The organism is Paenibacillus sp. GCM10027627 (genome assembly GCF_042675505.1).
GTDB lineage: Bacteria > Bacillota > Bacilli > Paenibacillales > Paenibacillaceae > Pristimantibacillus.
The window spans coordinates 92446-114837 of the sequence record NZ_JBHTHB010000001.1 but is presented as its reverse complement, the minus strand read 5'-3'; the positions used below and the strand labels follow the sequence as shown (position 1 = coordinate 114837).

The window sequence follows — 22392 nt, the reverse complement described above, 5'->3', positions numbered from 1 at the left end:
TTCAATCCACACTCTCCTCACGGAGAGTGACACGGCGAAGCTGAATGGTAAAACGATGGATCTGATTTCAATCCACACTCTCCTCACGGAGAGTGACCTTGCGCTCTGCCCGGAAAGCCATCTCTAAAATATTTCAATCCACACTCTCCTCACGGAGAGTGACAGCGACACATTTAAAGCCTTATCCAGCAAGGCTTTAACGGCTATAAAGTGCGAACCTCAAATTAACACTCTAATAATTTATGAAAAGAGCCAGCAACCACGCAAAATAATCCAATGGTACGCTAGGTGCGAATCTCCTAGGGATTTTATGTGAGCTTACCATTCGCACCTGCACCTATAAACCTTCATTATACGAATAGTGCTAGACTATTCTAGATCACTTGAATGAGTTCAACACCTACGGGTGTGCTTCCTCTATCGGCAGTTACTTCATAATACTTGAATTGTTTTGCCGACGCACTCTCATCTATCAGATACCTATCTTATCTTTTATTAAAAGAATTTGAACTTGTATTGTTTTTCTTTAAAATCTCAAACAAGTGGTACTGAGAGTCGTTATCTACTTCTTGTTCAACTGTAGGAAGCACCTTGAAAAACTGATTATCGCTACTCATATTAGTCTTAAACCACTGATGCGAAGCACTATCGTTTGCTTTATTGCTTTTTGCAGCAGCAGGCTTAAATTTCGGATAAGAAACGTGAGCAGACACAGAAGATCGCAATGTTAGTATATGTTGGAGTTGTTCCCTTGCCTTTGAAATCATCGGCAGATGTTCGTCTAGCTTTTTGAAATCGTAAGGGGATAATGCTCTCGCTCCGCTATTTGGATCAATTCGGCGAATCAACAGGTTATCTGGTTTCAATTGAACACTACCGTAGCCAAGTGGCTTGCCGTGTCCAATTTTATATGCGTATTTGCTGCTATCTCCTAATGTCAGAGCCCAATAAAGCTGTGCAAGTTCTTTTATTGTCACCTGATCGAAATAAACCCGAAACCGAAATTCGGTATTTGCTTTGACTGCCCGAACTTCCTTTCGCATTGAATCGTTTATACTCGGCTTACTCTCACTAACACTCGCTTTGTGCGACTGCTTAGGCATGTGGTGCCAATAAAACTTTCTTCCTCTCAGTTGAGGCTGATTCGACTTCAAGGGCCTTATTTTATTCCATGATTCCAGAACATCATCATATGTCCACTTTTTGTATTCTGATGCTCTCTTCACAGGCGGTATAGGAGGCATTGTATAGAACTCAACCGCGCCCGGCTTCGGTTCTCCCAACTCCTCTAGTTCCACTAACTGGTATAAATGTCCATAACTCTCTCCATCTGAATTAGAATCAGCAGAGAAATATTCAGCATCCGCAAAACGAATGCGCGAGCCAAGTGAAGCTTTCCCTTTTACGCCAACCATTCCAAATAATGCACATGCAGGACATACGTCCTCCCGATCGGTACAAGGCTGGTAGCCTCCGTTTGCTTCTAGCAAATCCCCGATCGTTTTACGATATACTTCTTTGGACATCATCGCGGGCGTCAAATAAGTAGCTTTAAGCTCCGTTCCCTGTTTGTAAGTGCTGTAATATACAAGCAGTTGACCCTGTCCGTTACTTTTAAAAAACTCACTGAATGCACTCTGAAACTCTGAATATCCGGTGTGCCCCTCTTTGCCTTTGTGTCGGTTCAACTTGGGGTCCCCGTACTGTTTTAAAACCTCTTCCAATCGTATAATTTCAGCGGAATCTATAGGAAGAAGATCATGTGGTTCGGACAGCGGTACAAATATAGACTCATGATGCTTTTTTGTCCCAAACCGTTCCCCTTTATGTAAATAACCAACATCCCATTCCTTTCCCTGACTCTCCTCTGAAAAAGAAAGTGCGACGTAGCTCTTCGTCTCTTTATTTTTGCTGGTTACAAAAGGCTTGTCGGAAACTAGTACATATAGCTGCTTTCCTTCCTCCCACTTCTCATAAACTGATTTTTCGACTTTCTCCCCATGCCGCTCATTTCCAATGTAAGTTGTATTTAGCATGACTCTCTTGCAAGGCACAATAACCCATCTTCCGTCTTTTTTTCGGAGGATTCCAGCTTCCTTTGCCTTCATCGCCCTTCTATACATTGTTCTACTCGTATCTGCCGTTGACAGACAGCCATTGAAAGCTGCTTCATGAATACTTCGAATAACTCCACGGAGTTCGGATCCAGGTATGACGGGCATGGCTGGTTCGCGGACACTACTCAGCGCTGCTCCACTCCCAGCTCCTTCTAAATTCGTATAAGAATAAAAATCGTAAGTCTGATCAACAGTGGTTTTAGAAGTATGCAGCGCCTTGTCATTGGAGGTATTAGGAATAATTAGCGGTGTCCGCGTCGTTAGCAAACATTCAATAAAACCCGCCAGCCGTTCACCTTCTCGATAATGTTCAACGTGTTGGCGTTGGCATTTCTCCTCTAGAGCAACAAAATTGTACGGATTTACAAATCGGTTTTGAGTCTCATCCCAATCTTTATTTTTTTCGCGGTTCATACATTCCCCTCCCTTTCATGCCAATCCACAAATTTGACGAAACGCTCATCGATAAATCGATATAAGCTCGCATCCAAGAAATCCGTTTCATAAATACCTGGAGGTTGGCGATTGAACTCAATATAACTGCGTATAATCAATCCTTTGCTTGACGCCTCTTTAGCTGTTTCTGGAACATACAAACAAGTTCCCCTAGCCGAAGAAAGCTTGCACCATCCTGGCACATTCTTTGATGCGCCTTGATCAACCGATCCCCAAAGCTTATGCGTTTCCTGATAAACCATATATGTTTTTTCTATTTCGCTATTTTCTTCTTCAAGTATACGACTACAGAAAGTGTCTCCTGTCCGAACAGCCTTGAACTCTCCAAATTCGCCAAACAATCGCAGTTCCTGCACATAAAGCAGCGAATCCAGTATAACCGGCAATCCATCAACGACTAGTATAATATCGGTGCCGCGGCACCAGCCGAAAGCTACGGTATGATCCATCATCGCATAAACATAAGCCTCCTCAAAGGATTCAAGCACTCCCTTTGCTTGCCTCAACACTTGTTGTTCGTCGACATCATGTTTAATGCGCCGATTTTTAATCCCGGCTTCATCTAAAATCAAACTCATAACCGACTCATCTCCTTGTGCTGTCGAGTACACCACAGCAAAGCCTCGCGGCTACACCGGGATTCAAATACGTCGTTGATAATCTCACCATCCAACCGAATTTCTCCGGCTTGCTTCAAAACACCGCGTCCAACTGCCGTTTCGCCGCCGATTGGCAGCAGACCTTCCTGCAAGTCCCGCACTACCCATAACAGCAAACCGCAAATAGCTTCTTGCGACAAGCCAGATTCATTGGATAGCAGATATTCCCTCGGCTCCATCCAACGAATAACGAGTTCAACGTGTCCATGCACCCAAGGACGAGTCGTAAATAACGCACCGCTCTTGACACCACCGGTAAAGCGGTCAACTGCCGTCCTTGATGTTAGAAGCGCAGTGCCTCCTATTATTTCCGTCTCTTCAATGCGCAGCAGTGATGCTTTAAGCCTATTGCGATTCTCTGCCGCTCCATTTGTCATAGAGCCGAATAGCTGACTGATTTTTAATGCCGCGAGATTCTGATCAGAGCCTGTTTCCTGAATGATCTGCAAGAGATGTCGCCGAATCGCTCCGGCCCAGCTCATACCCGGTATGACGGGACGCCCGTGTACACCTCCGGTTAATTGTTCATAATCAACATCGTCGGACAACGGTGTTTTATATTGGCGAATCATAATCGTCTGACTCACGGCAAGCGGAATTCGAAGCTCATGCCAACTGGAGTTCGCTCTCAAAGTACGAAGACAATCATTATCTACCTGTCTTAACGTACTTTTATCGATTTCCCACATGATGGAATAGTCAAATTCGTTCAAATCCCAGCCCCAATCCAGCCAGCGCAAGCTATCCTTTTCCGTATCTCTTAAGTGACGAAAAGAAGCGACCGACACCCGATCCAGCCCTAGACGACCGAATCCCCTCCTGCTCTTGGCACCAAAAGTTAACTCTCCCTTTGCGATACCGTCAATTATCATACATATGATTGCCTCTTCTTCGTCCTCCCGTTCCAAACTATCTTCTCGTAAAATCCATTCCAGCCGCATACGGAATGAAGTTCCGCTCTCTACGATCTGCATTTCATATTTTGCCTGGTCATCCGCTGTTTTGTATTCATCCAACTTCACGCCATCCCTATGTGATAGTAATACCTTTTCCCCAGGCACTGTCGGGAGCAGTTCCGTGTGATAACAATACAACCTGCTGCGATAACCGTCTCTTGATCCGAATAAATTCGTTAAAGGTGCAGTCTGATCGGGAAAAGACGCTTTTAAATAATGCAAGCTTGCACCCGCCACAGAACTTCCCGGCAGATAAGGATTCCCACTGGCATCTACGATCACATCGCAATCCGTTACCATATCTTTCCCTGATCCGGCAAGCAACGGAGAGGCGAGCTTGCCCTCTAGGAGCAAACAATATCGTTTGACAATCGGGTTGCTCATTTATTTCCCCTCGCTCTCAGCTCTAATGCTCGTAAATATGATCGGATAAAAACGTCACTTCTTTCTTCACAACACCGGATCAGTCTCAAGCAATTCTGCTGTGAAGATTTGTTCTTAATTTGCTCTATTTGATTATAAAAAGCATCGTAGCTGCTTCGACTTCCGTTATCAATAATAGCGTACGAATCCATCCAAGACTTCATCTGCTGGATTTTAGTAAGCCCTACTTTTTGCAAATCCTCGATAGAGATATGATCAGCACAGTCGGCGCCTAAAGCCTGTTGCTCCAGTATCCACTGCTTCCTTTGCTTTCGCTCGGCAAGCCAAATCAGAAGGGGATGAGTAGATACGCTATCGCTAGGCTGCTCCACATTACAATTCGAATTAGACAAGTTAAACGACTGCAGCTTACCTAGCTCCTCTTGACAAAGTGAAATTACCCGAACTTGCCCGTTGCCCTCCGCTGTATCCCATCCCCAAAATATCGACTCCAGCTCCATGCCCGCAATCGGACGGTCGAACTTTAAAACCAAAGCGGAGCCGGCATCCAGTGCAGGACGATTCGTCTTCGGCAGCCTCCATTTAGCGTTATAGCCGGATAATGTTGTATAACGAAGCCTTGCCGATTGAATGATGACATCACAATCTAATTTCCTTGATATCTGTTCTAGCAGCCACCTAGGATTTGGATCGGGACGTCCGCATTCATCCAATAGCAGCATTGGGGTAACTAATGACAAAGCGAGGTAAGGTGATGCTTCATTCCTTATTTCCTCCGATATGAGCACCGGACAGAATTCGAGCCGTGGTACGAAGCGTACATTTCCATACTCCGCAGTACGCGAACGTCCTAACCGGAGACGATAGTGATATTTTTCAGCAAGCTCCAGCAGCAACTGAACATCCTCACGTTTACCTTGCATAAGGCCATAGAACCGCTGGCCTGCCTCTATCGCTTCATATTGATAGAGCTGTCCGCGAATTGTGGAGTCTTTTTCCAGTGCCTGCTGTCGCTCATCTGTACTCGACTCCGAACCCAGTGCGCGCCCGATGGCTCGATTATTTGCCCGAGAGTGATGCATACGCACTTGCTTGCGAACCCTATGCTGGTACAGGATTGGATTTGGCGGAGACCAATCCGCATACACCATTCCGTCCAAATTCCGCAACTCAGCATCTTGTGGCTGAATTCCACGCATTAAGTCAAAGCCATGAGTCTCATTTTTCTCTTGCTGCCACATGATTGCACTTGGTGCAAATACACGTCCTTCGACCATCGGTAAAGCATAGCCGAAATGGACACCGCCTCTAAGAAATATCCGTGAAAATCGTTTATCCTCGTGTGCCTGCTGACCACAATCATATTCGCGGATGTACAATGCGGCGAAGGCGCCGAGCAGCGTGCTGCCCGGAATCCAATCCTCACTGCTGTCCGCTAAACCTTTACGCCCTGCTATAATAATTGGCTGATCCAACTCCAGATGGAATGGGAATTCTACCTTGCCATCGCCCAAATCCTTCATAATAGCAGTTGCTTGAGAGGCAGTTGCACTTGAAGCAGTCGCAAGCCCCGTTAAATGGCATGTAACCTCGCCACTACCTCGCGTATTCGCCAGCCCGAGATGACGCAGTCCTTTGACGCACATACGCAGTGTATTCTCCAGCGCAGCATTATCCGCTCTTTCGTCAATATCGATGCGGCAGCGCAGCACAACTCCTTTGTGTACTGCTCGCACTGTCCGTAAGTGCCCCTCTTTAGCCGAACCGTCTCGTTCATCAATTGCGGTGCGGGTGAACAGGCTTGTGAATGACTCTAGCACTTCCTGCTCCTCCCACCCCTTCACCTTAAGCTGTCGCAACAGTTCTGGGACATTCTCAATTACCTTTTTTGATGAGCCATCCTGAATTTGATGTAAATGAGCATCCTGAATTTGCAACGGTGAGCTAACATCGAGTCCCGACGTGCCGAACAACGCATACAAATCTTTAGCTTTAAGTAAGCCCCAGTCAACCAATTCTTTGCCCGTTTCAAGCAGCGCTCCCTTCAACCGCTTCGACGGTATAATAGGAAGACCACCTACATGGGCAATATCAACATCAATCAACCCTTCCCATGTATTGCCCGTCCCTGTTGTCAGTTCGCTTCTCAGCTCAATTTCCAACCATCCGCTTTTCATTCTGTGCCTCCCTTATCGCAAAACCACACTTTCTGGTCAAACATCTGGTACAAATCCAACGCATCAAGAAGAAGCCTATGCGCATCAATCGAGACATTACATTGCTTCGCACCTAAACGATAGAACACGTCCTCGGGCAGAAGCTGATCCAGCCTGTAGCCACGCGACTTGCATTCTTGCAAATAAAATTCGAGTTGTTTCAAATCGCCCACCAACGCGGAATACAATCTTTCCAGCCTCCAATTAGGCCACCCACTATCAGTAATTTTGGCTATACACGCTGCCAGCATATTGAAATTGTCGGGCCGTTGCTTGGAGTCTAATACAGACTTGTCAGGCAAACTATGATCATAGGCCGTTATTTGATATGGACGTGCACGTAAAGAAGATTGGCGATTCGAAAGCTGTGGATTGCTGTCTCGCACAATCTCAAAATCCAAATACGCAAAGCTGCCTCCCTCATCTGCACGCTTCTTTTTCGCTCTCTTACAGCAAGCTTCCGCTACTTCATATCCTAAATTGAACGGAAAGTGGCTGTGTACCAAAGCAACGCCAGCGCATGCCGACAACGAAATAAAATCCTGCGACGCAGTCCGAGATGTTTTCTCCAACTGCTTCAGCAATCGGGCCGCAAACGGTACGCCCCAAGCGCCTAAACAAACGATGGTTAAGTCGTCTCCATCCATAATAAGCGGACGAATCGGCAAATGGGTGGTGACCTTCTTCCAGCGATCCGTAGGCTGAATTTCCATTAAATCAACAATGGTCTTATTGAATACTTCTGAATAGCCGCTGGAGATGTACTTAGACAGTTGCCGCATCTCATGTACTGCCTCAGAATAAGCATGCTCATACAGTTCACGCTGCTTTTCACGCAATTGCTTCCCCATGCCGTTGCCGTCGATATGAACAATGGCAACCAAACTGTCTATCTCTCGCTCCTCTATCAATTCGTTCATCTCAAATGCCCATCGCTTATAACCGAATTCATTAGATGGAAAAGGGACAGGCTCCTGCTTATTTTCCTGCGGAATCGCTTCTAATTTAAGCCATTGCAGTCTAGATACGTTTCGATGCAGACTGATAGCTGTAATCGGCAACCCGCTTTGTGTCTCCTGCTCCGATATCGGAAATGCTCCAGGGGGCTGAGGACGCTGCATTTGCGCCTTCACCGTGGACATGCGGTTTTCGAGCATGCCCTTATCTTTAATAAAATTTCCAGTTGATTCAATCGCTGCCACAGCCAAATAGAGTGTATGACTGACGATCAGCAATCGTTTTGCCAATTGTTCATTCACGGCGTGATAATCCTCTACATGTCGATAAGCAATTAAAGCGTTGCCTCCGCCAATGTAAATGACTTCGATCATGACATCCTGATTCATAAGGAAAGAGAAAGACTGCTCCTCACACCATTCGCTAATTACTTGCTGTCCTGTACCGGACGCATACCGCTGTTCCAATACATTTGGCAGATGCACCTTAAGAATATCTCCAACAATCCGAGATGCACCGACATTTTCCTTCATACGGCTCGACTGAAAAATATATTGCTGTATGCCGCTTACATCGTACATGGCGAGTATCATAGAACGCCTCCTGACTCTGAGTGCCCATTCAAATGATCCATATCCGTATGATTCAAATGTTTGCGGAACATCTCAGCATAGGATTGATGAGGGAAAAATATCGGGTTGTTGATTAACATCAACAATTGATTCAGCTGGAGAGTAAGCGACAAAATAACGTTATCATCGTTTGCACCAATCTCCAGGTCTTTCATGGTCTTCTGAAGCGGAGGTTGAGATTGAGCGATCCTTTTGTAATTTTCACTTTCCTCATTGTAGCGGTCTAGTCTAAAATGATTCAGCTCCTTATACCAATCGCTGTAGTCCATTCCTTCCTTTACAATGACTTTGCTTAATCGCTTATTTTTATCGATATTTAGAACGATGTCGAAGCAGGTTGCATTTTGTTTCTTTTTCGTTTTAGGGTCTGCTGGATTTCCTGCCTCAACCAATGAACACAAAATGAATATAGGGCGAGTCGAAGTTTGGGACATGCTTTTGATCGGACTCCCTGCTTCAGGTAGTGCGTTTTTTATGTTGTTATGGCTCAAACCGCTAATTACCCGGGTGACCGATTCAAGCGAGGTTTTGAGCTCGGTTATCGATTTCACCCAATCCTTTGCCCCTGAAATATCTTTACTTTTACATTGCACCGCAACCGCAACGGCTTCAATTGGAATGAACTTGATCTTTCCAAATTTAAAGATATAGGGCGTATAGCTCTGATCAAATATCGCCAAGTCAACCTCATCCGAAATGTGACCGTTGGAATCAATGATGAATATTCCTTGCTCAATGTGAAACTTGCGCGGGACTATTTGAAGAAACAGAGAATACCATACTTCCTCCCGAAAACTACCGGTTGTCAAATGATGATTGGGAGTCTCCAAAGTGAGTTGATTGGCAAGCGACCCCGCCAATCCCTTGTAATTATTAATAATGGCATCAATTGCTTTCTTTTCAGCGTTAACTCGTCTCTCATTTTTCTTCTGTACATTGGTCATTTTGATCCCCTTCCAAGCAACTGGTTAAAAATCACAAAACATAAAGATATGTCATCGATCATAAAACAACTCGTAATGGCCGAAGCCATGTGTAGCATTTTTGCCGATATGCAAACGTTGCCCGGCTTCAAGAATCGCCGTTAATGGCTCCAAATTCCCTTCAAATCTGGCCCATCCTTCAATCGCAGGAAGCTCTAGATTTTTCGCCCGGTTGATTGAATATCTGGAGAAATCAATAGGAAACCAGCGCTCCTCCACCGTGCGAATTCGTCCTGCTTCTTGAAGCAGTGCTTCCTCATCCCATGACATGCGAACACCTGCATAGGCATGCGATAACAATGCTATCCGCCTGCTTGCAGATATCATAATTTGAGAAAAAGTCAAGGCATTGCAAACTTGTTGTGAAACAACGACCCGCGTCGGCGAATCAAATCGAATCAGCACACTTTTGGCTTTCCGCCCACTCGATTCCAATCCATGGGGCCTTACATTACGCAACCAAGACTTACCCCCTGACCAAACGATTTGCTCCGACTGTGGAATTATGACTTGTTCCAGCTCAAATCGCATTTGTCGTGCTCCCCAGCCTCGCTCTGACATAGCCTGCAAACCGTCGAGAAATACTCCGGCTGAATGCGCCGATTTTCCCACTAACGTCAAATCAAAAAAAAGCATGTCACCTGCATCCCATTGCGTTTTGCCGCGAATAGGCGTATAGATCACATAAGGATTTACCGATCCCGCTTCATGACCAGGCGAACAAAAATGCTGCGCATAATCGCATCCCGGAGCATGGCTGCACAGGTGACATTTTTCATTTGGATAAATACAGGCAAACTCTCGCATACAATGCCCGAGTACCCCTCGTATCGTAGATCCGAGATACGCTGGGAGGATCCCGACTTCTCTGGCCCGAAAATAGGCTCGCATAGTGAACAATTCCAGATGCCCGAACACAATGTTCCTCCCACCCACAATTACTAATATTAAAAGGTTAAATATGATTCTTTTGACATCGATCTAAAGAATCATATCTTTATTTGAATTTCGACAAAATGTTGAAAATACCTTCCATGATAACCCAACACTGTGAGTAAAGAGTGGTCGCATGTTGCTCATTTGTCTTTGGCTTTGTTGGCACGAACAAGCCCGGGCCCCTGTCTCCCCCCTTAGAGCTCAAAATAAAAAACACGCCTTAATTAGCGTGTTTACAAAATTATTTTGGCTGAACCCAGGTGGACCCTACTCCATAAGCTTAAATTCGTTGATGGTTTTCAGCATCTATAAAATCGCTAAAGTCTCGACAACAAAAGCGGATTACCTCTCTCATTTTCACCATAAACTGTTGGCGCAATGTACAACTATGCTTCCAGTATAATGCGCTGGCAAACAATATCTCGGCTATTATCGCGGTATCTTTATCCACATCCATCAATTTCTTCGTAGACGAAGATAAATGATTTTCTGAATTTTTGTTTCGGAAGAGAAATTGCTTGCAGCAATAATATCCCAGAGAACGTGCTCACAATGGGCAACAAGATCGGACGCTTCAGGATGTAGGAAACCGATATGCCGACCGAACCATTCAACTAATGCCTGAAAAACTTGCCTTCAAGCGATAATGAATCGTTATCCAGTATTTGCTCAGCCAAATGAAGGCCGTCATTGATCTTCATTTGAATTGAGGCGCTAAATGTTTCCTCTATATTTTTAAATGAAGGTAGATGCCTTGGAGAGAAATAACCGCTGCCGTAGCGATGTCCTCATTCCGATTCGCGAAGCGCTCGCTGGTTCTCAAGTCATCACGTCACCGATGACAACCGAAGTATTTGCTAACGCGCAACAGCTCAAGGAACGGTTGTGGATCAAAGGGGCGAGCCATGTCAACCTTTATGACAAAGAGAAGTATGTTGCGCCTGCGATTTGAAGCTTGCAGAATTTTAATACAAGTCTAATTGTAACCGGATTAGAAGAATAATAAGTTACAAAAAACGGAAGCAAGTAATATTCGCTTCCGTTTTTATTTAAGTTTTGTTGGAGCCTGAGGCAATTGAAACCTAGGCCTTACAGCTTAAAACGATATTCTCCCCACCTCATTAAAGGCTTATTTCACTTCATTAAATTATTCAAGGAGATTAAGACGTTCTTTTATAAAATTGGCTATCTGTTGCGGGGTGAATTTTATCCCATCTATGTAGCCATCAGTACTAGACACTCCATCAACATATCCCGTATCAAGTCGTATATACATAATTCTATTTACGGCTTTTCCTTTACCATCTCTCGAACTACTTTAAACTCAAGACCACACCACTCTTTCTCTTGATATTTCTCACATAAAAATACAACAATTAATTTTGAACGATTTCTATATATATCTTGTAGTAGAGTATCTAATGATGGTCTTGCTAGTTGGCTAATATAGTTATTATCATAAAATATATTATTAATGCCTATCATCTTTTCAAGCCCATTTACAATTTGTTCAACCAAATGCCGAGATTCTCCTGTAAATGTAAAAGAGACATCAAACTTATGTCTAGTTATATCAATGGGCCGACTTGTTTTTATTTTATTGAAGTCAATACCTAAGTGTTGTAGTTCTTTATATAGTTTAACTTTTTTTATTGCCCAATGCGTTCTGTTTAATTCCCAACTTTTTAAATCTAGCTCAAATTGCAATCTATGAAGGGTTTCTAATGAAAGTTCCTTCATTTTCTGGATCGTAACTTTAACACCAGACTGTCGTACAATAATATCTGTTATATAACCAATGCTAGCATCCTTACCACAATAGTTTTCATATGCAAAAATGCATGGAAGTCGTTTTATCTGTTCAATATCTGAGCTACCTAACTTACCGAACCTCTCAACAATGTCTTTTTCGGTATACTCCCGCAGACAACGATCTAAAGTAAAAATTATAGTACTAGATTCCCAAGCATTTTCATCTCCTGAAATAAACAGATTATATAAATCTTCTGTCATTAGCAGATCTCTCCTTACAATACATTAGAACCAAAATATCCTAATTTCAAAAACAAACGCCTCTTACTTGCATTTGGGTCTTATTGGAAACTAACTCTATTCCCTCCGTTAACAGCCTCTCCTAAATAATTCGGACTAACTAAAGCGATTATCTTTCTACAGCACGCTTAACAAAAAACTTGATTGGAAAATTGCAGTAAACGGCTAAGCGAATCAATCCTCTCGTAAACTTTCCAAGATCATATTTACTTTATCTGCTGTATCTGAGTTCTGCTTCATCTTGACATACTCTCGAAATGCGTCCTGTAGGAGAGCGCTCTTCTCTCTCTTACTTACAAAGGACCATGTATTGAGTAGATCAATAAAATCAATGTCGAATCTGAAACTGCTTGTCGTCTTTGATTTTGTCATTGTGTACCTCGATTCTATTAAAGTTCTTTCTCGCCTTTAAAGTGAATACGACTTTTCTCCGAGAGCCTTGTGTTGTATATATCGCTTAATATATCCAGATACTGACTAATTTGATTCCGTGGTTGCAGGTAACCACTCATATATTCAAGTTTCTTTGTCATGTTATCGTGGTTATATTTTGTACTATTTGAAAACAACAAGAAGGCTTTAATGAACTTTGTGGACTTATAAGTTTCATAGAAATACGGCGAGAAATCTTCGAGTAGATCCATAAACATTTGTACTTCTTCAATATTCTTCGCTTTATAGTGTCCATTTTTAAATGCTGTCATTGCATCCTGTTCGTTTAATTCCCCTCTTGTTAAAGAAATTCCTAAAATTGGTGTAATTCCGTTGTTATCAATAAAATCCTTTAACAAGACATAGTCAAAGAATTTCTCTTCTTTCTCGGCGAAAGTCGCGTAACCGTTTAAGAAGTCATTTGGCTTCCAATTATTACTTTTTTCATTTAAACGGTGAACTTCTGATAGACCGTATCCCTCACATACTATGTAGTACAACGGTAAACCCAAAATTGACTGAGATTTAAAGCGGTGCTGACCATCAATAATTTCATATTTCTCATTCACGATAATTGGTGTGATTAATTGTTTCTGTTGCATTGACTCAATAAGACGTTTTACATGCAACTCGTTGATAATTCTGTTTCCATCAATGGTATTAAACTTATCATAATCTTTCGTTACGAAAACCTCTGTATATGTATTTTGGGTCTTTACCTCTTCTTTAATCATTCAGAATCTCTCCTTTGCTTTAAACGCTGTAAACGCTTTATTTCGTTATTCACTGCATAATTATGCCTTATTTCTTTACCACATTGTTTGCACTCAGAACGGAACCTTTTCACAGAATAACTATAGTTAAATTCACGAAGTGTTTTCTCCAAATTGCATTTAGTGCAAATCTTGGTCTGGAACAAATCTATGTCTTTCGGAATGACTTTCTCGATTTCAACATAACCTATTGCCTCTATACGCTCTTTAAGCTGCTTTTCACGTTTTCGATTACGATATTGAACGGACATACACATTCTGCAAATATTTGAAAATCCATCCTTAGAATTGATGCTTTTTGTAAACTCCATGGTATTTTTAGTTTCTCTACAATTTTTACATCGTTTCTCAATAACTACTTTTTCTAAGGCTTGTTCCTTAAATTTTTCTTTTCGCTTCTTATCGAACACTCTTTTGCAAAATTTGCAATAGGTTTGTAAACCATCTAATGAGTAGTTGTGTTTGCTGAACTGACTTCTTTCTTTTATTTCCTTACAACTAGAGCACTTCTTTTCGGCTACTTGGTACAAGTCAGGATCTGCCTCGCGTCTTGCCTTAATAGCTAAATCGTACCTAAGCTTTAACAACTTCTCGCAGTCATGGCATGAGTTTTGCAAACCATCTTTTGTATACTTGTCCGTTAGGAACTCCTCTCGTAGTTTAACTCTATTACAACTAGCGCACTGTTTTGTTGCGACATATTCCTTTGGTTTCAACTCAAGTTTTAATAGTCTTTCTTTTTTTAAAAAATTAGAGCATTCTTTACAATCATTCTTCCCCACGAAAAATCCGGTAATAGGTTTGATTTCTTTGCACTTTGTACATTGTTTTTCGTCTGTCATATCCAGCACATCCTCCTGATTTACATATTACAATAAACCAAAAAAACTGTAAAACAAAATTTTTCTTTTTTTAAAATATAATCAATAAATATATACTATTACCATTTTTGATTGGAATATTGACCTTTCCGTTAAAACACATGGTCATACGTCTTACTACATAAAAATGTCGATGCATATTCATTAACTGAACCCCTTGATCCGTAACTTGAGGCTCCTTAATGCAAGAAAGGCTGATCCTTCCGAATTGGCTTTTATTGCATTATGGTGTCGCATCAGATAAAACTCTTACTAACTCAAATCTATGCCATAAGATGTCCTAATCTCAATTATATGACTGACGAAACCGACTCTACGAAGAGTACTAGGAGTTGTATCAAATTCTGTAATCCTTTATGAAGAAAATCCAAAGAAGCAACACATACTCCCATCCTTGCAGATTCATAAGTCCCGCCCTATTACGGTGGAGCCTAAGGGGTTCCCCTTTACCTCATTGCTGCCAGCTTGGAATAAGTTGTGTCTTTTAATATACCGTGGTGTCCGAAATTCTACTACGGTTTGTGTTTTGGACTTCTGTTTGTTTTGTTGCTTCCTTGAATATCAGGCGATAATCCAGGGTTCGTGATCATCTTTGTGATCACAGAGCTCAGTCGCGACAATGATTCATTCCAACTATTATAAATTCGCGATTACTTCTTTTAACAATTTTATTGCTCATCCCTCATTTGGATTATTAGTGCCTAGTTCACCACGGTATACACGAACAAGAATTGCTTTCTTAAAAAATCAATTTGTTCAACAACACTAGCGAGCTCCTTAAATGCTTGCTCCTTTAATAGCATTATTTATCCTTCTGCTCTTGAATCGGGGTCAAAGGGACTTTACAACTCCTCATATCACTTGGTTGATACTAGCTTGATTAATAGCCTGCTTAGAATTTTTTCTTAGCTCGACTAGACCACTAGAATTATTTAAATAACGGATAAGAAATATTGGATAAGCTTTTTGTTCATACACGGCTAACCGCATAATATTACTCTCAAAAATACAAACAAAAGATAAATCGCATACTATTGCTGATTTCCCCATATACTCCATGCTATTTACCCTATTGACGAAGATTACATTATTTCTCAAATCATAAAACTCAATCCATCGATGTGAAAGTGACTGTTGCTTTAATGTATCTCAAGGGTGTATTGATTCATCATATAAACTATCAATACGGACAGTTTCCGCAAAAAAGCAAAAACGCCGCCACAAAAGTGGCGGCATTTTCTTGACTGTCTGCCCAAGAGGGAACAGTCTCTTTTTTTTGCTTATTGGCTCAGTTCATGCAGGTGACGGACCAACTCATCCGTTTTGGATAAGAACGGAGCATGATCGGCTTCCATTGTAAGGATCGTTTTGCAAGTCGTTTCAGTATTCATTCTCCGCTGAAATTCAATTGGGATCGCTTGGTCCAATGTTGTCTCAATATAGACTCTCTCTACACTGCCGAATTTATCATCCGAGATGCTTACCTCTTGTTGAAATGGAACTAGAGGTTGCGGACGGCAAAGCCCCATTGCCCATTGTTTCAATTCTTCGTTTGCTACTGCGTTAAAAAATGTTGGCTCCACCGTTTCAGCCGCAGGAGCTAACGTCATATCCTTTTCGTTAAATTCGAATTTAGGCCCTTTCTCTCCTTCTGACTTCCCTGCAAGACTTTCCCCGTTTCTAGGCAAAAATGCGCATAAATAAACGAGCTTATCCAGCTTGTCCGATACATACTCAGCCGTCTGAGTAATGACGACGCCACCCATACTATGACCGACGAGAATAACATCCTCATTTTGTTGCTTGATCGCATTCACGACCTTGTCCACATACAAATCCAACGTTACCTCCTGCGGAGGCGTCATATCTTTCCCGCTGCCGGGCAAATCTAATGTAACAACTTTATGCCCTAACGATTCCAGTTCAGGTTTCACCCGATCCCATACCCATTCTCCTTGACACGCTCCATGTACCAATACATAAGTACTCATCTGTTATTTCCTCCTATTTCAGTTGTAGTGGTTGTACCATCTCTTGTTTACAACGATAATATAAATCCATATAATAAGTCCGTGACTTTGTCACCAAATGAATGAACAACTCACGAAAGGAAGTTTGTAATCGTGATACATAAAGAACAAATTAAAGAAGTCGTTGCTCGTTTCCCAAGTCTTGCTGCCCTTACCGAAGATGATTGGCAAGAAGAAGGATTATCTATAGAGGTCGTGCCAGCCAATTTCAGCATTTATGAAGGGAACTATTTAGAAAGTGCTCCTTTAATCTTAGATGGTTCCGTCAAAATATATAAGCTGAGCAGCGACGGTAGAGAAGTCACATTATATAGACTTGGCAGCGGACAATGCTGTCCCTTGATTGCGTCGAGTATACTGGGAGAATCCCCATATGACGCCTCCGCTTGCGTAGAGAAACCCAGCAAGCTTCTTATTATTCCAACTCATCTGTATAAAAAATGGGTAGGAGAGCATCAAGAGTTTCGACAGTTTATTTTTAAATCCTTTGCACAACGGCTTATTATTATGTCCAAGCTCATTGATGATATCAACTTCAAGTCCATACGAGAGCGGATTTCGGAGTATTTAATTGATAAGACAAGCCAAGATAACGATTCTCTTTCGATTACACACGACTTTCTAGCCATTGAATTGGGGACAGCCCGAGAAGTGATTAGTCGGACATTAAAAAAGATGGAGAACGACCAGATGTTACGTGTTGTTCGTGGAGAAATTACACATATTCAGCGTTCGCAATTGCTTAATGAAGGAAAGTGAGTGAGATGTTTGCGGTGGAATAAGATGCCTTGTTCGTCCGTTTGCATCAACTTCTTTAAAGCTTTCCGTTCACTCGATTCGTTCGGACCCAACCTCTGAAGTACGCTCCCTACGAGGCTGCAAAAACAAAAACGCCATCACATTTTTGTGATGGCGTTTTTGTTTTGAATGTAGTTTTACAAATAAAAGTGACCGGAGTAAACTGACTGTAATCCCTCTTTTATTAACGCTATGAATGAAAAAAAAACAATTTATAAGAAAGTAGGTTGTTATTCATGAAGATAGCTATTATCGGAACAGGGTATATTGGCGGTAACCTGACAAGAGTTTTTACTAAATCAGGGCATGAAGTCTCCATCGCAAACTCGAGCAACACCCACGTTTTACAAGCATTAGCCGATGAGACAGGAGCAACACCCGCGACAATTAACGATGTAACTCAAGGCGCTGAAGTTGTCATTATCTCAATACCACAAAAGAATATTCCCGACTTGCCATCAGGATTTCTAGATAAAATCACACCAGGCGCGATTGTTATTGATACCGGCAACTACTATCCTTTACTTCGTGATGGCCTGATTGAACCCATTGAAAAAGGAATACCTGAAAGTCGTTGGGTTGAGCAACAAATCAAATACCCTGTCATTAAGGCATTGAATGCCTCACTTTGGTACAACTTGACACCAGAAGTCCAAGCGGGACTTCAGGGTCGTCTGGCTATGCCGGTGGCTGGCGATAACCCCGAGGCCAAGGCTATCGCATTCAAATTAGTGGAAGAGGTCGGATTTGATCCAGTTGATGCCGGTGGCTTGGACGATTCATGGCGTTTACAACCCGGTTCGCCTGCCTACTGCGTCGAGCTTGATGTGCATAGCATGCGTAAAGCTCTTTCTGATGCGACCAATGTACGCAAATCGGATGTCTCAGCAATCCATCTAAGCAACGAGGAATTAAAAACAGCTCAAGGGATGCAGGCTGCGTTTTTAAAGGATGTGGGCAGAGCCATTCAGATTCTAATGGAGTCTAATGATTGGTCTGAAGCAGTGGCCACAAAAGCTCTTTACAATCAATTTGCAATAGGAAATAAGCTACCTGCCGATATCTTGCAATTTGTATTTGAAAATAAGAGTTTAGTTCCACAAAATTTTTAAATAAGGTCAGAGAGACGCAGTGAATCGATGCATGATGACTTTACATTACATAATATTATTTCAACATGTAAAAAGCCTTTAAACACTCGGAAGTCCTGTGTTTAAAGGCTTTTTACGGTATCGAGACTAGGGGGATCGAACCCCTGACCTCATCGCTGCCAGCGATGCGCTCTATCACCTTTGTCGATTGTTCTACCAAAAAAACGAAACGTAGGACACCGTTTACATAGTGTCCTGCGTAGCCATGCAAAACTTTGCTCTTACACCTCTAGTCCAAGTGAAAGAGCTTGATTCAACATCCGCATAATCATCACGACCGACTCAACGCGAGTGGCGTGAGCGTTAGGCTGGAACTGATTGTTGCCAGTACCGGTAATGATATGTGCCTTGTACAATTCCTCGATATACGGTTGTGCCCAACTTGTGGACGTATCTGTAAAGGAGTTACTCGTTGCTGGAATCATCTGCATCACACGTGCAAGGATCGCCGCAATCTCAGCACGGGTTACCGATTGGTCAGGCTTGAAAGAACCGTCACCTACACCAGTCAAAATACCAGCTTCCTTAAGAACATTAATCGCCGCTTCAGCCCAATGGCCCTCCGTATCCAAGAAAGTCTCATTGGTGGATACATTGGAAGGATCAAGACTTAAAGCTCGTACAATCATTGTAGCAAACTCAGCTCGGCTTACATCCTCACTACCGTGAAAGTTGCCATCCGAGTAACCAGTAATTATTCCGAGTTTTGAAGCAAGGTTCACAGCGTTCGCACTCCAGCTATTCTGATTGACATCCGGGAACGAAGCAACAGAGGAATTCGCGATCGCCTGACTGATCACTTGTTGCAAATCAATCGGTTTGGGAACCAAGTTTAGATTCAAGACAGGATGTGTCTCCGTCGGAACCGTAGGAAGCTCCGGGGCTGACGTTGGTGTTGGTTTTGGTATCGGCGTTGGTATCGGTTTTGCTGTTGGTGTTGGTGTTGGTGTTGGTATCGGTGTTGGTGTTTGCGCTGTCGTAACAGTAATTGATGCTGTTCCTGATTTACTTAGGTCAAAAATTGAGATTGCCGTAAAAGTATAATTGCCTAGTTCTGCATCTGAGGCTACCGTGACCAAACCTCTTGCATCCACCGTTACTTTCGGATCGTTGTCGTTGCTTGTCCAAGCGACCGTCTGCGATGCTCCTCCCACTGCCATGACCGTCGCAACCAGTTGCTGATTCGCCCCTTGTACGACGCTCGCCGTCGCAGGGCTTACGACTACGCTCCTGACCGACGGCGTTTGCGTTACCGTGATCGTCGCCGTCCCCACTTTACCGATATCGAAAGTGGATGTTGCCGTAAAAATATAATCGCCTGGTTCTGCATCTGCAGCTACCGTGACCAAGCCCCTTGAATCCACTGTTACTTTCGGATCGTTGTCGTTGCTTGTCCAAGCGACCGTCTGCGATGCTCCTCCCGCTGCCATGACCGTCGCGACCAGTTGCTGATTCGCGCCTTGTACGACGCTCGCCGTCGCAGGGCTTACGACTACGCTCCTGACCGACGGCGTTTGCGTTACCGTGATCGTCGCCGTTCCCACTTTACCAATATCGAAAGTGGATGTTGCCGTAAAAATATAATCGCCTGGTTCTGCATCTGCAGCTACCGTGACCAATCCGCTTAAATCCACTGTTACTTTCGGATCATTGTTGTTGCTTGCCCATGTTACGGTTTGAGCCGCTCCACCCACTGTTGCTACTGCAGCTGTCAGTTGCTTCGTTAATCCAGCAGCCACGTTCGATCTTACAGGATTTACGCTTACACTTATGACGGCTGGCGGTGCGACTGCCGCCTTAAGATAAGGATAGCCATTATTATAGGATGGATCGATCCCCCAGCTCCCGCCACCGTCTGAAAAATCAAATCCGGTATACGTAGATTGAAGCTTCATGTCTGCTGTTGATGTTAACGTACCCAAACCATTATCGATATTGATGTCGTAATAGCTGTTGGTTATCCTTACTGTAGCAGCATCTTGATAACCTACAAAACCACCTAAATTCCAACCCCCAGCTACACTTCCTGTCGCGTAGCTGCTACTTATGCTCGCGTATAAGTTGCTCATACCGACTAAGCCGCCTAAATGATCATTTCCGTTCACACTTCCTGATGCATAGCTGTTGCTAATCGTTCCATAGAGTCTGCCAACCAAGCCGCCGATCGTACTGCCTCCGGACAAACTTCCTGTGGCGTAACTGTTGCTGATATCCCCATTATTCCAACCTACCAGTCCGCCAGTGTTGCGTGAGCTGCCGTTAATATTTGCTGCGGCATAGCTGTTGCTGATCTTGGCATAATCTATATTCATACCGACCAATCCGCCTACATAACTACTACCGTTTATACTTCCCCTAATGAAACTGTTACTGATGTCGCCTCCATTATATCCAACCAAACCGCCCACATATGTACCAGCATGAATCGTGACGTCTACGAGCTTCATATTGGTGATAACCGCATAATAGCTGAGATAACCAAATAAACCGACAAAATTGCCATTCGTATCGTTAATGGTTAGATTTTTGATCGTATACCCGTTCCCGTCTATATGCCCTTCAAATGGTGTATCTATATCCCCGATCGGCACCCAGCCCGCGACTGAGGAGTAGTTGATCAAATCTATATCCGCTACCAGCTTATAAAAAACATCTTTTCCCAAATGATTCCTGACCTGATTGAGTTGATCCGCGGTTGCAATCTCATATGGACTGCTTGCTGTACCTGATCCGAATTGGATACTATCGATTTCTATTATCTGATTGTAAGGAGCCGCGTTACTATCTACGAATGCCCCCGCATCGATACGAATAACGTTTTCTGAACCAACTAGCGCATGCTCGAAGTTGATTGTAAACGAGCTTAACGCAGCCGTAGTTGTTAGATCCGAGACGATATCATTAATACCAAGCGGTGTAAAGGAAGTCGCTCCCGTCTTCTGTACGGTAATTTTGCTTCTCAAATCATCTAACGTGCCAGCCTGAGCGGCATACACATGAAATGAAACTGTAACGGCCCTATGGTCTCCGCTGCCGATTAACGTCACTTCGCTATCAAGCTGCAAGTCGCGAATATCGCATGATTTCAGGGCACCGATCGCGGGATCCGCTACGCCTAATCCCTTCGCAGAACACGTCACATCTCCGGAAATCACTTTCGTCACGTATCGGGTATCTGCCCCAAATCGCATCTCTTTTTTTCCTAAAGGAGAACACGTTGCTCCTTCATCCGCGCAATGCGTCCAACCACCACTATTGTCAGCCGATGCAGGGAACGTAAATGAAGACGAAAACAATGAAAATACCATCAATCCCATTAGTATTCGAACCGTAAGTCCTTTCATCTGTCCTCGTGTTGAACCGAAGATTCTCTTCTTAAACATCCTTGTACTTTCACTCCTTTTAGTCTTACAAATCCTATCTATCGGTAAGTATACTACGGCCCAATAAAAGAATAATGAAAGACTTCTTGCCTAAAAATCTCAAAATTACCTGTTAACACGGCATCAGCAACGTCTACGAACGCATGCAATTGGCTTACGTCTGCGTATGGAACACCCCATATTGGTTTGATAAATTCAATCAAAACAAAAGTGCAGCCCCAAAACTCCGTACATTTATTTATTGTGAAGCCAAAGGGGAATCGACTTCGTTTGGCTCCTCTTCTCGTCATGGAATGTCCGAATTTTTTATTTTTATGGCTGACGGAGCTTAATCAACGAGACTTTTAAAGGTAAATTCAGACGCCGTGCTCCTCCGCATTCTCCGTCCGCGCGGGCGAACCTATTGGGCTCATCTCCCCTTGGCACTCCACCAAATAAAAAACGCTACCATTTTAGGCTGCGTTAAATGAATATGTTTAGTGGAGCCTAGGGGATCGAACCCCTGACATCATCGTTATTTGACAGCGATGCGTTCTCCCACAATAGTTAGTTGCACTACCTCAAGTAAATTGACTGAAACGCACATGACAACACAT

The 22392-nt window shown here is 43.1% G+C and carries 15 protein-coding genes, 2 tRNA genes and 1 CRISPR repeat array (1 of these 18 only partly in view); of the genes, 3 read left to right on the top strand and 14 right to left on the bottom strand.

Annotated features, from left to right (window positions below):
• A CRISPR array of direct repeats spans nucleotides 1-163; the repeat unit is 33 nt; unit sequence ATTTCAATCCACACTCTCCTCACGGAGAGTGAC (it extends 1869 nt beyond the left edge of the window).
• A gap of 322 nt (nucleotides 164-485) precedes the next feature.
• From ACFQZE_RS00505 to cas6, 7 genes are read right to left on the bottom strand one after another with little or no spacing between them, the layout of a single operon-like run.
• Complete coding sequence (locus ACFQZE_RS00505; RefSeq protein WP_379352527.1) at nucleotides 486-2531, bottom strand: TIGR03986 family type III CRISPR-associated RAMP protein; 2046 nt, start codon at nucleotides 2529-2531, stop codon at nucleotides 486-488.
• Nucleotides 2528-3151 carry a type III-D CRISPR-associated protein Csx19 gene (gene csx19, locus ACFQZE_RS00500; protein WP_379352525.1) on the bottom strand — a complete coding sequence of 208 codons (624 nt, stop codon included), beginning with the start codon at nucleotides 3149-3151 and terminating at the stop codon, nucleotides 2528-2530. The genes ACFQZE_RS00505 and csx19 overlap by 4 nt, the downstream gene beginning before the upstream one ends.
• Complete coding sequence (locus ACFQZE_RS00495; protein ID WP_379352523.1) at nucleotides 3148-4572, bottom strand: RAMP superfamily CRISPR-associated protein; 1425 nt, start codon at nucleotides 4570-4572, stop codon at nucleotides 3148-3150. The genes csx19 and ACFQZE_RS00495 overlap by 4 nt, the downstream gene beginning before the upstream one ends.
• Entirely contained in the window at nucleotides 4569-6749 is a 2181-nt protein-coding gene (locus ACFQZE_RS00490; RefSeq protein ID WP_379352521.1) for an RAMP superfamily CRISPR-associated protein, read from the bottom strand. The genes ACFQZE_RS00495 and ACFQZE_RS00490 overlap by 4 nt, the downstream gene beginning before the upstream one ends.
• On the bottom strand, nucleotides 6746-8338 hold the full coding sequence (locus ACFQZE_RS00485; protein WP_379352519.1) for a Cas10/Cmr2 second palm domain-containing protein: 1593 nt from the start codon (nucleotides 8336-8338) through the stop codon (nucleotides 6746-6748). Before ACFQZE_RS00485 ends, ACFQZE_RS00490 begins: the two co-directional genes overlap by 4 nt.
• Entirely contained in the window at nucleotides 8335-9321 is a 987-nt protein-coding gene (locus ACFQZE_RS00480; protein WP_379352517.1) for a DUF6602 domain-containing protein, read from the bottom strand. Before ACFQZE_RS00480 ends, ACFQZE_RS00485 begins: the two co-directional genes overlap by 4 nt.
• A 51-nt stretch (nucleotides 9322-9372) precedes the next feature.
• Complete coding sequence (cas6, locus tag ACFQZE_RS00475; protein WP_379352514.1) at nucleotides 9373-10278, bottom strand: CRISPR system precrRNA processing endoribonuclease RAMP protein Cas6; 906 nt, start codon at nucleotides 10276-10278, stop codon at nucleotides 9373-9375.
• Nucleotides 10279-11050: 772 nt separating this feature from the next.
• On the opposite strand from cas6, the gene ACFQZE_RS00470 reads away from it, so the two are divergent.
• The gene (locus ACFQZE_RS00470) at nucleotides 11051-11248 is read left to right on the top strand and encodes a hypothetical protein (protein WP_379352512.1); all 198 of its coding nucleotides are present in this window, start codon (nucleotides 11051-11053) and stop codon (nucleotides 11246-11248) included.
• Between the two features lie 332 nt (nucleotides 11249-11580).
• On the opposite strand, the gene ACFQZE_RS00465 is transcribed toward ACFQZE_RS00470, so the two are convergent.
• From ACFQZE_RS00465 to ACFQZE_RS00450, 4 genes are all read right to left on the bottom strand, one after another.
• On the bottom strand, nucleotides 11581-12309 hold the full coding sequence (locus tag ACFQZE_RS00465) for a hypothetical protein (RefSeq protein WP_379352510.1): 729 nt from the start codon (nucleotides 12307-12309) through the stop codon (nucleotides 11581-11583).
• Nucleotides 12310-12737: 428 nt separating this feature from the next.
• Nucleotides 12738-13514 carry a ParB N-terminal domain-containing protein gene (locus ACFQZE_RS00460; protein ID WP_379352508.1) on the bottom strand — a complete coding sequence of 259 codons (777 nt, stop codon included), beginning with the start codon at nucleotides 13512-13514 and terminating at the stop codon, nucleotides 12738-12740.
• Nucleotides 13511-14395 carry a hypothetical protein gene (locus ACFQZE_RS00455; protein ID WP_379352506.1) on the bottom strand — a complete coding sequence of 295 codons (885 nt, stop codon included), beginning with the start codon at nucleotides 14393-14395 and terminating at the stop codon, nucleotides 13511-13513. Before ACFQZE_RS00455 ends, ACFQZE_RS00460 begins: the two co-directional genes overlap by 4 nt.
• 1319 nt (nucleotides 14396-15714) lie before the next feature.
• Nucleotides 15715-16425: an alpha/beta fold hydrolase gene (locus tag ACFQZE_RS00450; protein ID WP_379352504.1), complete on the bottom strand. Its 711-nt coding sequence runs from the start codon at nucleotides 16423-16425 to the stop codon at nucleotides 15715-15717.
• A gap of 132 nt (nucleotides 16426-16557) precedes the next feature.
• Between ACFQZE_RS00450 and ACFQZE_RS00445 the strand changes: the two genes are divergently transcribed.
• Nucleotides 16558-17223 carry a Crp/Fnr family transcriptional regulator gene (locus tag ACFQZE_RS00445; RefSeq protein ID WP_379352502.1) on the top strand — a complete coding sequence of 222 codons (666 nt, stop codon included), beginning with the start codon at nucleotides 16558-16560 and terminating at the stop codon, nucleotides 17221-17223.
• 275 nt (nucleotides 17224-17498) lie between these two features.
• Nucleotides 17499-18374, top strand: coding sequence for an NADPH-dependent F420 reductase (locus ACFQZE_RS00440; RefSeq protein ID WP_379352500.1), 876 nt, complete (start codon nucleotides 17499-17501; stop codon nucleotides 18372-18374).
• Between the two features lie 120 nt (nucleotides 18375-18494).
• Here the strand turns inward: ACFQZE_RS00440 and ACFQZE_RS00435 are convergent.
• The 3 genes from ACFQZE_RS00435 to ACFQZE_RS00425 form a co-directional block, all read right to left on the bottom strand.
• A tRNA-Ala gene (locus ACFQZE_RS00435) sits at nucleotides 18495-18560 on the bottom strand.
• 74 nt (nucleotides 18561-18634) lie between these two features.
• Nucleotides 18635-21796: an S-layer homology domain-containing protein gene (locus tag ACFQZE_RS00430; RefSeq protein ID WP_379352498.1), complete on the bottom strand. Its 3162-nt coding sequence runs from the start codon at nucleotides 21794-21796 to the stop codon at nucleotides 18635-18637.
• A 480-nt stretch (nucleotides 21797-22276) separates the two neighbouring features.
• Nucleotides 22277-22353, bottom strand: a tRNA-OTHER gene (locus ACFQZE_RS00425).
• Nucleotides 22354-22392 lie beyond the last annotated feature (39 nt).